This is a genomic window from Klebsiella huaxiensis, assembly GCF_003261575.2.
GTDB classification, from domain to species: Bacteria; Pseudomonadota; Gammaproteobacteria; order Enterobacterales; family Enterobacteriaceae; genus Klebsiella; species Klebsiella huaxiensis.
On record NZ_CP036175.1, the window covers coordinates 5,366,781 to 5,381,423 of the forward strand.

The 14,643-nt window shown below is 50.0% G+C and carries 13 protein-coding genes, 1 tRNA gene and 1 pseudogene; 6 read left to right on the plus strand and 9 right to left on the minus strand.

Going from position 1 to position 14,643, the window contains the following annotated elements:
• Positions 1 to 53 precede the first annotated feature (53 nt).
• The 7 genes and pseudogenes from DA718_RS25585 to DA718_RS25625 all read right to left on the minus strand — a co-directional run bounded on the left by DA718_RS25585 (position 54) and on the right by DA718_RS25625 (position 6,280).
• Positions 54 to 1,136, minus strand: a complete 1,083-nt coding sequence (locus tag DA718_RS25585; protein WP_014837235.1) for a hypothetical protein — start codon at positions 1,134 to 1,136, stop codon at positions 54 to 56.
• A gap of 411 nt (positions 1,137 to 1,547) precedes the next feature.
• Positions 1,548 to 1,661: pseudogene (locus DA718_RS25595) on the minus strand (IS5/IS1182 family transposase); the annotation flags it as partial.
• Positions 1,662 to 2,125: 464 nt separating this feature from the next.
• Positions 2,126 to 2,608 (minus strand): hypothetical protein, encoded by a 483-nt coding sequence (locus DA718_RS25605; protein WP_040216732.1) that lies wholly within the window; start codon positions 2,606 to 2,608, stop codon positions 2,126 to 2,128.
• A gap of 74 nt (positions 2,609 to 2,682) precedes the next feature.
• Positions 2,683 to 3,462 (minus strand): hypothetical protein, encoded by a 780-nt coding sequence (locus DA718_RS25610; protein ID WP_040216729.1) that lies wholly within the window; start codon positions 3,460 to 3,462, stop codon positions 2,683 to 2,685.
• Between the two features lie 234 nt (positions 3,463 to 3,696).
• Entirely contained in the window at positions 3,697 to 3,858 is a 162-nt protein-coding gene (locus tag DA718_RS30535; RefSeq protein WP_040216727.1) for a hypothetical protein, read from the minus strand.
• Positions 3,859 to 4,723: 865 nt separating this feature from the next.
• Complete coding sequence (locus tag DA718_RS25620) at positions 4,724 to 5,995, minus strand: tyrosine-type recombinase/integrase (protein WP_014837232.1); 1,272 nt, start codon at positions 5,993 to 5,995, stop codon at positions 4,724 to 4,726.
• Positions 5,996 to 6,195: 200 nt separating this feature from the next.
• Positions 6,196 to 6,280, minus strand: a tRNA-Leu gene (locus DA718_RS25625).
• 246 nt (positions 6,281 to 6,526) lie between these two features.
• On the opposite strand from DA718_RS25625, the gene ahr reads away from it, so the two are divergent.
• The 6 genes from ahr (at position 6,527) to DA718_RS25655 (ending at position 12,694) form a co-directional block, all read left to right on the plus strand.
• Entirely contained in the window at positions 6,527 to 7,546 is a 1,020-nt protein-coding gene (gene ahr, locus DA718_RS25630) for an NADPH-dependent aldehyde reductase Ahr (protein WP_110276629.1), read from the plus strand.
• A gap of 181 nt (positions 7,547 to 7,727) precedes the next feature.
• Positions 7,728 to 8,600 carry a carbohydrate ABC transporter permease gene (locus DA718_RS25635; protein WP_112216287.1) on the plus strand — a complete coding sequence of 291 codons (873 nt, stop codon included), beginning with the start codon at positions 7,728 to 7,730 and terminating at the stop codon, positions 8,598 to 8,600.
• Positions 8,590 to 9,477, plus strand: coding sequence for a carbohydrate ABC transporter permease (locus DA718_RS25640; protein WP_112216286.1), 888 nt, complete (start codon positions 8,590 to 8,592; stop codon positions 9,475 to 9,477). Before DA718_RS25635 ends, DA718_RS25640 begins: the two co-directional genes overlap by 11 nt.
• 10 nt (positions 9,478 to 9,487) lie before the next feature.
• Complete coding sequence (locus DA718_RS25645; RefSeq protein ID WP_112216285.1) at positions 9,488 to 10,312, plus strand: phosphodiesterase; 825 nt, start codon at positions 9,488 to 9,490, stop codon at positions 10,310 to 10,312.
• Positions 10,313 to 10,317: 5 nt separating this feature from the next.
• Positions 10,318 to 11,391, plus strand: coding sequence for an ABC transporter ATP-binding protein (locus tag DA718_RS25650; RefSeq protein ID WP_112216284.1), 1,074 nt, complete (start codon positions 10,318 to 10,320; stop codon positions 11,389 to 11,391).
• On the plus strand, positions 11,384 to 12,694 hold the full coding sequence (locus DA718_RS25655; protein ID WP_112216283.1) for an ABC transporter substrate-binding protein: 1,311 nt from the start codon (positions 11,384 to 11,386) through the stop codon (positions 12,692 to 12,694). Before DA718_RS25650 ends, DA718_RS25655 begins: the two co-directional genes overlap by 8 nt.
• A gap of 135 nt (positions 12,695 to 12,829) precedes the next feature.
• Here DA718_RS25655 and iolE read toward each other — a convergent pair whose 3' ends face one another.
• Positions 12,830 to 13,729: a myo-inosose-2 dehydratase gene (iolE, locus tag DA718_RS25660; RefSeq protein ID WP_112216282.1), complete on the minus strand. Its 900-nt coding sequence runs from the start codon at positions 13,727 to 13,729 to the stop codon at positions 12,830 to 12,832.
• A 28-nt stretch (positions 13,730 to 13,757) separates the two neighbouring features.
• A complete protein-coding gene (locus DA718_RS25665) occupies positions 13,758 to 14,639 on the minus strand; it encodes a sugar phosphate isomerase/epimerase family protein (RefSeq protein WP_112216281.1) in 882 nt (293 codons plus the stop codon).
• Positions 14,640 to 14,643 lie beyond the last annotated feature (4 nt).

Here is a 14,643-nt window from a genome sequence, read left to right on the forward strand (position 1 = left end):
GCCTATCTCTTATCTGGGGATACAGCTACAGTCTGGGGTTTCAGGGGGCGACATCACTCGGGTGAATAAATCCCAAGGGTAGAACGAGCTCTTTTTGATGCTATATCAATACCAGTTCCTGGACGTTCTTGCTCCCATGAAAAGAACTGATTTGTTGCCGCTTTTTTATTTTTTGAAAAATTCCAGTAATTTATAAAGCAATTTACGGCCCATTCTATTTGATTAGTCGATGCTAAAACTAATCCAAGGTTATTCCATGATGAACCTCTACGTGGAGCTAGTTTAAGTGATGATGTCAGATTCATTTGTGCTGCAGTATAATCGCCGATCATGTAATATGCATATCCAAGGTTCCCTAATACTTCAGCATCTGACGGGTATATTTTTTTTGCTGTTTCAAGATTAGCTATAGCAGAAATGAACTGATTTGACCTAATTTGTATAATAGCCTTTTGATTTAGCGCTCTTGATTCTGAACGATCTTTTTTAGTGATTATTACCCGTGGTGCTGAGATTCCAGAGTTTCTATACGATGTATCAACCTGCTTAGTATTTGAGTATGTCGTTGATATGTTCTTTTTGTCTATTGTTGTTAGATAATATACGTCATTAGGGGGCGTCGTTAACATTTTGTATTTAATGTTTTCTGGGAAGTTCATTGCGGTGTATACAGTGTCCATATCAAGTGATAATGATCTTGCTTGGTCATTATCAATTTCATTAATGCTTATACGATGAACACCAATTATACTTTCGGGAAAAGCATGGCGTCGTATTCCCGCGCCAAATAAAAGAACGCAAGCACTAACACACTCCCATCTATTTGGCACTACCGTTGTTAAATTATTACTTGATATAATCAATGACATCTTTAAGGCGTCGGCAACATTACCACCAAGACTATTTAACCAAATCTGACTGAGTGGCATGTTATCTTGCTTAAATGAGTCGATTTGTTTTGCGAAAATGTATGCATCTCCTGAAGAAATACTTCCATTTACGGTAAGTAGAAACGTTCCATCCTCCATTGCTCCTGCTTGGAAGTTTAAATTTCCATATGCAGACCCTAAAGTCTGAGTAAATATTGCAGCCGCGATTATCCATTTTTTTATTTTTCTTAAGGATTTTTTTTCCATTTTACTCCTCCTAAAAATACCTCTCATCCAGTAAACCTGAGTGCGACTAATAGCTAGGACCACGAATCTTCTCTATGCCACGCCCCTAATATTATCACTAAATAATGATTTTAGGAATGCGCAAATCATTTAAAAGGAAGGTTCAGTCTAATACAATAGACTAATATTGATACATTTTTCCGATCAGTGCTTCTCACTGAGTATTTCGCTCTATTCGGTTACGGATTGGCATTGAAGTTCTATCAGAGTTTCTCATCCATTCTATCAACTGGGAACTTAACTTTTCATTCTACTTTTTAACCTGTTTTTTCGCCGCTTTCCACTACTGGCGGTTTTTTCTCGTAAATTTACCTTGCAGAACCACTCTTTGCGCGTTATGCACCAGTCTGTCCAAGATTGTGTCTGCCGTTGCTGGGCAAGATCAGTAATGGCAGACTCATCAAGCCAGACCGTCAGCGAACCGCGCTGCCTGAGCACTTTGTTGTAGGCAGACCAGTTGGTGATTTTAAACTTTTGCTTTGCCATGGGGACCTGATGCTGAAACGTCTGTAACGATCAGATCCGCCCATCTCCTGAAAGTTCGATTTATTCAACAAAGCCGACGATACAGTCAAGGTAAACAATGGGATCCTCCATCTCGAGAATGAATTATCTGTTGTTATCTACCATATTTCTCAACCTGAAACTTTGCCAGTGACTATGCCATTGGGCTTTATAACAACTAACAAAAAGTCGGTTAAGATTATTGGAGCGCTGATTACTGAATATCTGAAAAGTAGCTCTGGTTTTGATAAGCCACATGACTGTGGATTTCTTTCTTCGATAGTTGAAAAATGCTGATAGAATGGTCAGTTACCCTTTTAGTTGTCTTGACCACCTCCATAGGATGTGGTTATTAATTGCCACTATTAAACCGTTACTAATTTGGTATTTCTATATTTTGTACCAGTTAACACTCATGTTAACTGGTACAGTACGTATCAGATATATCAATCTGACTCATCGGGGATACCATTCATCATATTGCCGTCACCCAGATGTTGTTCCCAGATATCATCGCATTTTATCGTGCTGATTTCTTTCCCCTGTTTTAAAACTGTTATTTCTCCATCAGTATTTTTCCCATCATCGATATAGAAAATAGAGTAAGTATACTCGTTTTCTGGTATGTTCAATGTATGTATCGACACACCCTCAGCTCGACTGTAATTCCAGGTCTGACTTAACTGACTCACATTTTTTACCAAAGTGATTTCAGGAATAACCCCACTACCTCCGTTAATGTCCGATTTACCGAATAAATAAGTGACCTCATTATTATTCCTTAACACAGCCACCTCTTTAGTGGTTTTACCTTTTATGACACACCCGAACAAGACATCTGAATCTCCATAAGGTGATGCCATTACTGAACAGGAGATAGTAATTACTCCCAGAGTAGTCACATATTTAATTCCATTTAAAAACCTCATACAAATCTCCTCTAAAAATAAATAATATATAAAAAGCACTTACCCCAGAGGTAAGTGCTTTGCCTCAAAAATGCCTATTCAATATATACAACAATCTTACCATCTGATTGTTCTGTAACGGTGATATCCTTAGTTGTACCATCACTAAGTTGAGCAAATCCATAGTGCTGTTTCCCTTCACTTTCAGTTAACGTTACGTTCTCACATTGCTGTGAGTACTGGCGTAGTTGCTTATGATAGATATCCGTTACCACCTCACATGCTGAGCGCTCCAGCATTGTTTTGCTACTGTTGAATGCAAAGTTCCCGATGCCATATACAACCCATATCCCAAGCCAGACCAGCAACAGCATTTTTCCCTGACCAACGGCTTTACAACGTTTAGCAATATAGACTGGCGAAAAAAGAATCCACCATTTTGAAAAGCTTGCCTTGCCATGTTTATCCAGTAGCTTCCAGTCCATATAAAACAAAATAATCAGGGCAATCATAACGAACAAATTAACCGTATAGTTGACAGCTAAACTAAACAAACAAGCTGTTAAAACGCCGACAACAAACAATCCCGTTGCAATCCAGATATATTTGTCATGTAGCGACGAATTATCTATATTTAATAATTTACAGATATTTTGAGCGATTACCAAATCAGACTTTTTTCTATCGCCAACAATAAAAGAAATCAATTTATTATTATACAGCACCCTGGCTTCATCGTTTAACAAAATGGATTTCATCTCACGGATGAATTTTAAATCTGCATCATCACGCTCACTTACTTTTTGTATCGCATGGTTTAATTCATCAACACTGGCATTCATATCCAGCTCAAGATATTCATAATAGTTTATCATGATAATTCCTTATCTTTACATAATAGCCGAAATATTACAGAGAACGTTAAACTGGTAAACTTCAAGAGCATTGAACAGGAGGGGAGTATGGTGGTAGATATAAAAGACTTATTAAAATATGTAATCATTCCCCTTATTGACATAACAAAACAACAATCCCTATACAAACAAGTAACATGAATAAAAAACCAATGCCAAGATAGGCTTTAAAAAGCCTCTTAACTCTGTCTGGTTTCATTTTGACCTCACGACTACAGCAAAAAGAATCGCACCAAATATGGGGTCTATAAGCATACTGATAACAAACCATATGAAGAACGAACGGCCACTGGCCTGAGCCAATTTACCAATAACTATCGATGCTCCGATCCACAAAAGTAAAAGAATAAATGCCATCGTTGGCTCCTTGAAAAATAACAATAAATCATTGAAGTGGTGGTTTAATGCCGTCACTTTGTCCGGTAAGCATGTTGAATGGATGGGCAGACTTATACCTGCCGCATTGAAACATCCTTGCTATAGGCGCATGGTGCATCTCCTTATTGTCACCCGATGAGAATCCTGGCCTGATTCTAATTAAATCCTTTCTAAGATAGGGAGGTTATGAGTGCAGGTAAAATTGTTATTACCGATCGAATTTCAATAATTGATCTGCAAAATCTATCGATAAAAACGATCAATTTAATATATTTGATAGTTTATAGCTATCATTGTAATGATATCGATCGTTTTTGTAGATCAGTTTATGCGGGGGATGTGGTGTATTAAAATTGATGAGGCAAGTAGTGGATATTTTTTATTCATTAAAATCATAAAGATATGACATTTAGCATAACCTTCTAGTCAAAGGTATGACCACAATCGCCACACTCATATCTGTCAAACAGGAGTCCATCAAGGGCTGAGCCGGTAACCGCTCCCGCAGTTGCACCAGCCACAAACCTCCCCAGCACAGCACCAATAACAGCCCCGGTAGCAGTCCCCAGAACTGGCACAACAGAACCAATTGCCGCCCCCGAGCTTGCTCCACTAAGGGCTCCAGCCACACCTCCAGCGATACTTCCTGCCTTCCTCCCAATGTTACGTTCGCTAACGCGTTCAGAACCACATTTTGGACACATTGTAACCATTGATAAAATCTCCTGATTTTCGGTTGTTAAAAAGCAAAAAGGCACCCGAACGTTAAAGTACGGATGCCTTCTTTATGTAATCACTCATGTTGAATCTACGGGGTTAAGGGGCCAAAATATAGCGTCATGTGTTATCTGGTCAGCATGGGATTATTAATTTTCGCAAAATCGAAAGGACTAATACTCTTCTCCCGATTTGCATCCAGGAAGTTTGCCCACCATTGCAGCATCAACTTGCGTTCATCCAGATGTTCCGCTTTATGGATATATGCTGCGCGTACCGAATTACGTTCCATATGGCTCATCTGGCGCTCCACCGCATCCTTCGACCATAGACCTGACTCAATTAACGAACTACAGGCCATTGTGCGGAAGCCGTGGCCGCAAACCTCAACTTTAGTGTCATAGCCCATAACCCGTAGCGCACTATTTACCGTGTTCTCACTCATGGGTTTACGCGGATCGTGATCGCCAATAAAAATCAGCTCATGTTCACCACAGAACTGTTTTATCTGCTTCAGGATCGCCAGCGCCTGCTTTGATAGCGGCACCAGATGAGGTGTACGCATCTTTGATCCTCGCTGAGAATGTTTCACGCCGGGAATAGGCTCTCGCTCAGGCGGGATGGTCCACATTGACGTTTCAAAATCGATCTCTGACCAGCGAGCAAAACGCAGCTCACTGGAGCGAATAAAGATAAGCAGAGTAAGTTCCGTTGCCCAGCGGGTTAGCGGCCTGCCGGTATAACCGTCTATTTTCTCGAGTAACTCAGGGATACGCTTTAATTCCAGCGCCGGACGATGTTGTCGATTGCCAGAGGCGACGGCTCCAGCCATCTCCTGCGCTGGGTTGTAATCAATCAGCCCGCTTTGTACTGCATAACGCATGATGGCCGTGGTGCGCTGTTGGAGACGAGAAGCCACCTCAAGACGTCCAGACACTTCCACTGCTTTAATTGGTGCCAGTAAATCACGAGTACCCAGTTCAGCAATGTTGCAAGTACCAATTGCCGGGAAGATATTGTCCTCCAGGCTCTTTTTTACGCGATTAGCATGATCTTCCGACCATTTTTGGTTAGTCGCAAGCCATTCTCTGGCAACCTTCTCGAAAGTAATAATCTCTTTCGCCTGCTCTTCTTTTAAAGCACGCTTATGCTCACGAGGATCAATGCCAGCAGCAACCAGCTTTCTAGCCTCTTCTCTCTTTTTTCTGGCATTAGCTAACGAGATTTCAGGATAGACACCGAACGCCATCAAATGTTGTTTACCGCCAAAACGGAAACGAAATCGCCAATACTTTGAGCCGTTAGGTTTTACAAGTAAGGACATACCGTCGCCGTCAACAAGTGAATACTCTTTCTCCTCAGGTTTCGCAGAACGAACTTTAGTATCCGTTAAGGCCATAATGGTCCTCCTTCCATTGGTATGTCGTGAGTATACAAGCAATATCGAATCGACAAATATACTCATTAGTATACTCAAAAGCTTGTTGATGTGGGTTGAGTTAGGTTGACTTCAGTTGAGGGGAAAAGCGGGTAAAGCCTTGTGTAGCGCGGATTTTGGGCATAAAAAAAGACGTCGATTGACGTCTATTTATATACTTTTGGTGCCGAAGGCCGGACTCGAACCGGCACGTATTTCTACGGTTGATTTTGAATCAACTGCGTCTACCGATTTCGCCACTCCGGCACGGAAAGGATACGGAAAACGTTGTGGATTATACCTGTCACACGCTGCCATGCAAGCAGCGTTGCATCCTATCCTCATCAAGTGATGAATTTTTCATCTGCTCAGTGTGTTAGCCTCTTGAGCTCACATTTCCTCTCCCCTACTCAACCCCCCTTCCCCCCTCCTTCTGCCAAGCGTCCCCCCGCCTCATGCTCTACACTTCCTTCTTAATGATGCCAAAACTACGCCAAACCCAAGGAATCTGTCATGAGCACTATTAAAAGTTACGCCGCCAAAGAAGCGGGCGCCGATCTGTCGCTGTGGGAGTACGATGCCGGCGACCTCAAGCCGGAAGATGTCGAAGTGCAGGTGGAGTACTGCGGGATCTGTCACTCCGACCTGTCGATGATCGACAACGAATGGGGCATGTCGAGCTATCCGCTGGTAGCCGGTCACGAAGTGATTGGTCGCGTGGCGGCGCTGGGCAGCGCCGCGCAGGAGAAGGGCCTTAAAATCGGCCAGAAAGTAGGTATCGGCTGGACGGCGCGCAGCTGCGGCCACTGCGATGCCTGCATCAGCGGCAACCAGATCAACTGTCTGGAAGGCTCGGTCCCGACCATCATTAACCGCGGCGGCTTCGCCGATAAGCTGCGCGCCGACTGGCAATGGGTGATCCCGCTGCCGGAAAACGTCGATATCGAATCCGCCGGGCCGATGCTCTGCGGCGGCATTACCGTCTTCAAACCGCTGCTGATGCATCACGTCACGGCAAACAGCCGCGTCGGGGTGATCGGCATTGGCGGCCTCGGCCATATCGCCATCAAGCTGTTGCACGCGATGGGCGCGGAAGTCACCGCCTTTAGCTCAAACCCAGCGAAAGAGCAGGAAGTGCTGGCGATGGGTGCCGATCGCGTCGTAAACAGCCGCGATCCTGAAGCCTTAAAAGCGCTGGCCGGGCAGTTCGACCTGATCATCAACACCGTTGCCGTCGACCTCGACTGGCAGCCGTACTTTGAAGCGCTGGCGTACGGCGGCAACTTCCACACCGTCGGCGCGGTAATGAAGCCGTTCCCGGTCCCCGCTTTCACCCTGATTGGCGGCGACCGCAGCATCTCTGGCTCGGCTACCGGCAACCCGTCCGAGCTGCGCAAGTTGATGAAATTTGCCGGACGCAGCAAAGTCGCACCGACTACCGAGCTGTTCCCGATGTCGCAAATCAACGAAGCGCTGAAGCACGTTCGCGAGGGCAAAGCTCGTTACCGCGTGGTGCTGAAAGCCGACTTCTAATGATATCCGTCACTGGGGCGTAACCTGAACGCTCCTGACTCAGGACTTCACCGCCGGGCAGCCCGTCTGCCCGGTATTTCGCCCTCTGGTCATTAAACCGTCATCTCCCCGCCATCCTTTTGCAGTCAATCCTTCTCAAAATCCGGGCTTCTACAAACGCCTGAACGAGACGTCTGCCACCATGAGAAAAACCTGGCTCCCCTGGCTGATACTGTCGCCTTCCCTGTTGTTTTTATTGCTCTTTACCTGGTTCCCGCTGGGGCGTTCGGTCTATGACAGCCTGTTCGATACCCGCATGGTCAGCGATGGCGGCCAGTATGTCGGGCTGGAGAACTTCAGCCGCCTGTTCGCCGATAGCGTCTTCTGGCAATCGCTGGTGAATAACCTGCTTTATATCCTGCTGACGGTAGTGCCGGGCGTAACGCTCGCCCTGCTGCTGGCAGTCGCCCTGACCGAAAACCACCGCGTCAACCGCTGGCTGCGCACCGCCTTCTTCTTCCCGATGATTATTCCGATGGTCAGCGCCGCCGCGCTATGGCTGTTTATCTTTATGCCCGGCCTCGGCCTGCTCGATCACTATCTGGCAAAACTGTTTGGCCCGATGAACAACAACTGGCTGGGGCGCAGCAATAGCGCGCTGCTGGCCCTGTCGCTGATTGGCGTATGGAAGTTCGCCGGTTACTACATGCTGTTTTTCCTTGCCGGACTGCAAAGCATCCCGGCGTCGACGCGTGAAGCGGCGATAATGGAAGGCGCCACCCGTACGCAGGTGTTCTTTAAAGTGACGCTGCCGCTGCTGCGCCCAACCCTGAGCTTCGTCATTACCACCGCGCTGATCTACTCCATCACCCAGATCGACCACGTGGCAGTAATGACCCGCGGCGGGCCGGATAACGCCACTACCGTGCTGCTCTACTACATCCAGAATCTCGCCTGGGATACCCATGATTTAGGTAAAGCCTCCGCCGCTACCTTCCTGACGCTGGCCGGGCTGTTCGCCTTCTCGCTGATTAACCTCAAACTGCTGGAGAAAGGAGCGCACTATGAGCGCTGAAATCTCGCCGCTGGTGCTGCGTTCACAAAGCGCATCACGCCCGCTATGGCTGCGCCTGCGCCGCTCGCAGCCCTTTACGCTTACGGTATTAATGTGCTGCCTGGCACTGCTGTGGGTGAGCCCGTTTTTATGGATGCTGTCGACCTCGTTCAGCGCCACTACCTTCGGGGAGGATATGGCCTCCCTGCTGCCCCGGTTACCGCTGACGCTGGATAACTTCCGCGATGCCTGGGCCAGCGCCGACTGGCTGAGCCTCTACACCAACACCATTATCTTCACCTTCGGCACCTTCTTCGTGCAGCTGTTGACCATCACCACCGCCGGCTACGTCTTCGCCTGCCACGAATTTCGCGGCAAGAAGACGCTGTTCCTGATGTTCCTCGTTCAGTTGATGATCATGCCGGTGGTGATGATGGTGCCTAACATGCTGACCCTGAAAACCTTCGGCCTGCTCAATACCCTTACCGGAGTGATGATGCCCTACTTCACCTCGGCGTTCGGCGTATTCCTGATGCGTCAGGCGTTCCTCGCCATTCCCAAAGAGCTGGAGGAGGCGGCGCTGATGGAGGGCTGTCGCTGGTGGCAGGTGTTGTTTCGCGTGCTGCTGCCGATGTCCTGGCCGTCGGTGCTGGCCTTCGCCACCGTCAGCATTACCTATCACTGGAACGAGTATCTGTGGCCACTAATGATGCTGAACGACCCGGATAAACAGGTGCTGACAGTGGGGCTGGTCTCCTTCGCCATGGGTGCAGAATCCGGCGGTCAGTGGGGCATCATCGGTGCCGGAACGCTGATGGTCTGCCTGCCGCTGATGCTGGCATTCATCCTTTTCCAGAAACAGTTCCTGCGAAGCTTCGGCTTCTCCGGGATCAAATAAGGAGTTATTCATGCTGTTAGCGCAAATTTCCGATACCCATTTCCGCAGTCACGGCCAGAAGCTGTACGGCTTTATTGACGTTAACGCCGCCAACGCCGACGTGGTTTCCCAGCTGAATGCCCTGCAGGAGCGCCCGGACGCAGTGGTAGTGAGCGGTGATATCGTCAACTGCGGCCGCCCGGAAGAGTACCAGGCCGCTCGCCAGATCCTCGGCAGCCTTAACTATCCGCTGTATCTCATTCCCGGAAATCACGACGATAAAGCGCTGTTTCTGGAATACCTGCAGCCGCTGTGCCCACAGCTCGGCACCGACGCGCAAAACATGCATTACGTGGTAGACGATTTTACCACTCGCCTGCTGTTTATTGACTCCAGCCGGGCGGGAACGTCGAAAGGCTGGCTGACCGACGAAACCATCAAGTGGCTGGAAGCCCAGCTGTTCGATGGCGGCGATAAACCGGCGACGGTATTTATGCATCATCCACCGCTGCCGCTGGGCAACGCGCAGATGGACCCTATCGCCTGCGAAAACGGCCACCGTCTGTTGGGGCTGGTTGAACGCTTCCCGTCGTTGACGCGCATTTTCTGCGGCCATAACCATAGCCTGACCATGACGCAGTATCGCCAGGCCATCATCTCCACCATTCCGGGAACCGTCCACCAGGTGCCCTATTTTCATGAAGACACCCGTCCGTATTACGACCTCTCCCCGGCGTCGTGCCTGATGCATCGCCAGGTGGGCGAGCAGTGGGTGAGCTATCAGCATCCGCTGACCCACTACGCCGGACCGTGGATGTACGACGAAAATATCAGCTGCCCAACGGAAGATCGCTAATCGCCATGCTTAGTCTGCAAAACATCAGTAAACAGTTTGACGGTAAACCGGCCCTCAGCGCCCTGTCACTGGATATTCACGACGGGGAATTCGTGGTGCTGGTAGGCCCGTCTGGCTGCGGTAAAAGCACGCTGTTGCGTCTGCTTGCCGGACTGGAACCGGTCAGCGAAGGGGAGATCTGGCTGCATGATGAGAACATCACCGAAATGTCGCCCAGAGAGCGCAATTTCGCGATGATCTTCCAGAACTATGCCCTGTTTCCGCATCTGTCGGTACGCGACAACATCACCTTCGGCATGAAGGTGCGCAAAGAGGAGAAAACCAGCTGGCAGCCGCGAGTGGATAAAGTCGCGCAGATGCTGCAACTGGATAGCTTGCTGGAGCGCAAACCGGCGAAACTTTCCGGCGGCCAGCGGCAGCGAGTGGCGATGGCGCGCGCGATAGTGCGCAATCCACGCCTGTTCCTGATGGATGAGCCGCTCTCCAACCTCGATGCCCGCCTGCGCAGCGAAGTACGCGACAGCATTATGGACCTCCACCAACAGCTCAAAACCAGCACCGTCTATGTGACTCACGACCAGACGGAAGCGATGTCGATGGCGGACCGCATTGTGGTGATGAACGGCGGCCACGTGCAGCAGGTCGGGCGACCAGAGTATCTCTACGCCAACCCAGCCAACCTGTTTGTTGCCGGATTTATCGGCTCCCCGGCGATGAATCTGCTCTCACTGCCCTGCGCTGACGGCGAGGTACTGCTCGGCGAACAGCGTCATCCGCTGCCGCCGCGCTACCGCAAAGAGTCCCAGGTATGGTTAGGCATTCGTCCGGAACATATCAGCGATCGTGTGGAGGAGAGCCATTTGCGCCTGCCTGCCACCGTGCTGCAACGAGAACTGATGGGAGCGGATTATCTGCTCCATGTCAGCACCCCCATCGGCACTTTACGCTTTAGCCGCCGCCATCGCGGCGCGGTGCCGGAGAAAGGCGATTCGCTGCTCCTCGGCTTTTCACCCGGCGATATTCATCTTTTTCATGCTGAGAAACAGCATAATTTACTCCAGGAGATTGACCATGTTTAGGCCCTTGGCGACCATCACCGTCAGCCTTAGTCTCGCCCTGAGCGGCGCGGCGCTGGCGAAAGAGAAGATCGATTTCATGTTTCCAGCGCCGGTAGACGGCAAGCTGACCATGGAGATGACCCGCGTTATTAAAGAATTCAACGAGTCGCAGCAGGATGTCGAAGTGCGCGGGATCTTTACCGGCAACTATGACACCACCAAGATCAAAGCCGAATCCGCGCAGAAGGCCGGGCAACCGCCTGCGCTGGTGATTATGTCCGCCAACTTCACCACCGATCTGGCGCTGAAGGATGAGATCCTGCCGATGGACGAACTGTTCCAGTATGGCGATCAAAAAGCGGGAGATTTTCTGGTGAAGGAGTTCTGGCCTGCGATGCATAAAAATGCCCAGGTCATGGGCACCACCTATGCGATCCCTTTCCATAACTCGACGCCGATCCTCTATTACAACAAAACGATGTTCGATCAGGCCGGGATCAAACAGCCGCCACAAACCTGGGCCGAGCTGCTGGCTGACGCCAAAAATCTGACCGACGAGAGTAAAGGCCAGTGGGGGATCATGCTGCCGTCGACTAACGATGATTACGGCGGCTGGATCTTCTCGGCGCTGGTGCGCGCCAACGGCGGGAAATACTTTAACGAGGACTATCCGGGCGAAGTGTACTACAACACGCCGACCACTATCGGCGCCCTGCGCTTCTGGCAGAACCTGGTTTATAAAGACAAAGTGATGCCTTCCGGCGTGCTGAATTCGAAACAGATCAGCGCCAGTTTCTTCTCCGGCAAAGTCGGGATGGCGATGCTGAGCACCGGCGCGCTGGGCTTTATGCGCGAGAACAGCAAAGATTTTGAGCTGGGTGTGGCGATGCTACCGGCCAAAGAGCAGCGGGCAGTGCCAATCGGCGGTGCCAGCCTGGTGAGCTTCAAGGGCATCAACGACGCGCAGAAGAAAGCAGCGTATCAGTTCCTGACATATCTGGTTAGTCCGCAAGTCAACGGTGCCTGGAGCCGCTTTACCGGCTACTTCTCACCGCGCAAGGCCGCCTACGATACGCCGGAAATGAAGGCTTATTTGCAGCAGGATCCGCGCGCGGCTATCGCCCTCGAGCAGCTGAAATATGCCCATCCGTGGTACTCCACCTGGGAGACCGTCGCCGTACGTAAAGCGATGGAAAACCAGCTGGCCGCGGCGGTAAACGATGCAAAAGTCACCCCGGAAGCTGCAGTCCAGGCGGCGCAGAAAGAGGCTGATGCGCTGATGAAGCCATATGTGGATAAGACCGCGCTGGCGGAAGTGAAGTAAACTTTTCCCTCTTCCTGGCCCTCTCCCAAAAGGAGAGGGAAAAGCGTTCAGCGTCGCTTATTCGCCACCAGGCAATGCCACGACAGAGGAAAAAAAGCAGGCCATACGAGGTATGGCCTGTAAGTGAAACAACGATTAGATTCCTGCCGTTTCGCGAATATATTTACGTGCTTTTACTGCGTATTCGAATGGGTTAGCCAGCGCCGGGTCCTGCTCGGCCTCAACCACCATCCAGCCTTTGTAGCCATGCTCATCCAGCAGTTTGAACACCGGACGGAAATCAATGACGCCATCGCCCGGAACGGTGAAGGTGCCTTTCTTCACGCCATCAAGGAAAGAGAGCCCTTCGCGGCGCACTTGCTCAATCACCGGCGGACGCACATCTTTCAAGTGCACGTGGTTAATGCGCGGCAGATATTTTTTCAGGATCGCCAGCATCGGCTCCTCGCCGCCTTCGGAATACCAGGCGTGGCCGGTGTCGTACAGCAGGAAGACTTTGTCATCCACCAGCGACATAAACTTGTCGATCTCTTCTGTCGTCTGGATACCGGTGCCCATATGGTGGTGCAGGCAGACCTGCATGCCTTTTTCTGCCGCCAGGCGACCAAGCGTGTTGTAGCCTTCCGCAACCTGTTGCCACTCTTGTTCGCTAAAGCACGGTTTCGCATTGCCAAGAATCGGTTTTTCCAGACCCTGGATGCTGCCGCTCTGCTCAGAACAGCCAATCACTTTTGCGCCCATCGCATGAAGGAAATTCATGTGATTGACGAATTCATCAATGGTTTTTTCCCGCTGCCCATTGGCAAAAAAGGTACTAAACCAGGCGTTGCAAATCTGAATGCCGCGGATATCCAGCATCGGCTTCAGAACCGCCGGATCGCGTGGATATTTGCTGCCAACTTCACTACCGGTAAAGCCTGCCAGCGCCATTTCGCTGAGGATTTGCTGGAAAGTATTTTCGCTGCCCAGCTCCGGCATGTCGTCGTTAGTCCAACCAATCGGGGCGATAGCCAGTTTCACATTATCTTTGTTCATAGTAGGGGGCTCCTGCCGCTACGCCTTATCAGCGCAGCAATTCACGTTCGATGAGTTCACGGGTTTCCACTGCCTGGTATTTCATTTTTTCCGGGTAGCCGAACAGCGAGGTAGCCACAATCGGCTCACCGCCAACCTTGAAGGTCTGCTCGGCAAATTTCATGTCGCGCAAGGTACGGAACAGCGCGTCGAAATCGACATCCCCTTCCCCGACGCCCACATGCTGGTGAACGACGGCATCCACTCCCGGCGGATTAACGATATAGCGGCAATGTTTTGTATGGTTGCGGGTATCAGCAATCAGCACATGAGAAAGATCGCTTCCCGCGTAGCGCAGCATCTTCTCAACGTCACCCACGCCTTTGTCATAGAAGAAGGTATGCGGAACGCTGTAGACGTACTTAACGTTATCGCTACGGAATGACTTCACAATATCGACGGTTTCGTTGTTCTCTTCGCAGAAGTCCCACGGATGCGCCTGGATTTCAACGCGGATACCTTCGCGTTCGAAAATCGGCAGCAGCTCTTCCATGGAGCGATAGAACATCTCATCGCAAATCTCTGGCTGATTAGGATCGCCGGAGAACTCGGTGTTGATCACCTGTACACCCATTTCAACCGCAATTTCGATCAGTCGTTTCCAGTTTTTCACTGCCGCCTGACGGCGCAGCTCATCCGGACCGGACCAGCGATAAACGCAGATAAATGAAGAGAGTTCCACGCCGGTTTCACGCAGCGCCTGCTTGTACTCAGCCATAATCTCCCGGCTGGCACGCGGGTGCTTGTAAAACGGGTTGATTTGCGGATGCGGCGATTGCTCAATGTACTTGTAGCCCCACTCCGCCACCTGGTGGACCATACGGGTGACCCCGAGGTCTTTAATTACATCAACATCAAAGGCAATTTTCATCGTC

Bases quoted from the DNA above. Each gene is read 5' to 3' on its own strand.
- DA718_RS25655 (WP_112216283.1), top strand. From the start codon at position 11,384: ATGTTTAGGCCCTTGGCGACCATCACCGTCAGCCTTAGTCTCGCCCTG.
- iolE (WP_112216282.1), bottom strand. From the start codon at position 13,729: ATGAACAAAGATAATGTGAAACTGGCTATCGCCCCGATTGGTTGGACT.
- DA718_RS25665 (WP_112216281.1), bottom strand. From the start codon at position 14,639: ATGAAAATTGCCTTTGATGTTGATGTAATTAAAGACCTCGGGGTCACC.
- DA718_RS25635 (WP_112216287.1), top strand. From the start codon at position 7,728: ATGAGAAAAACCTGGCTCCCCTGGCTGATACTGTCGCCTTCCCTGTTG.
- ahr (WP_110276629.1), top strand. From the start codon at position 6,527: ATGAGCACTATTAAAAGTTACGCCGCCAAAGAAGCGGGCGCCGATCTG.
- DA718_RS25645 (WP_112216285.1), top strand. From the start codon at position 9,488: ATGCTGTTAGCGCAAATTTCCGATACCCATTTCCGCAGTCACGGCCAG.
- DA718_RS25610 (WP_040216729.1), bottom strand. From the start codon at position 3,462: ATGATAAACTATTATGAATATCTTGAGCTGGATATGAATGCCAGTGTT.
- DA718_RS25650 (WP_112216284.1), top strand. From the start codon at position 10,318: ATGCTTAGTCTGCAAAACATCAGTAAACAGTTTGACGGTAAACCGGCC.
- DA718_RS30535 (WP_040216727.1), bottom strand. From the start codon at position 3,858: ATGGCATTTATTCTTTTACTTTTGTGGATCGGAGCATCGATAGTTATT.
- DA718_RS25620 (WP_014837232.1), bottom strand. From the start codon at position 5,995: ATGGCCTTAACGGATACTAAAGTTCGTTCTGCGAAACCTGAGGAGAAA.
- DA718_RS25605 (WP_040216732.1), bottom strand. From the start codon at position 2,608: ATGAGGTTTTTAAATGGAATTAAATATGTGACTACTCTGGGAGTAATT.
- DA718_RS25640 (WP_112216286.1), top strand. From the start codon at position 8,590: ATGAGCGCTGAAATCTCGCCGCTGGTGCTGCGTTCACAAAGCGCATCA.
- DA718_RS25585 (WP_014837235.1), bottom strand. From the start codon at position 1,136: ATGGAAAAAAAATCCTTAAGAAAAATAAAAAAATGGATAATCGCGGCT.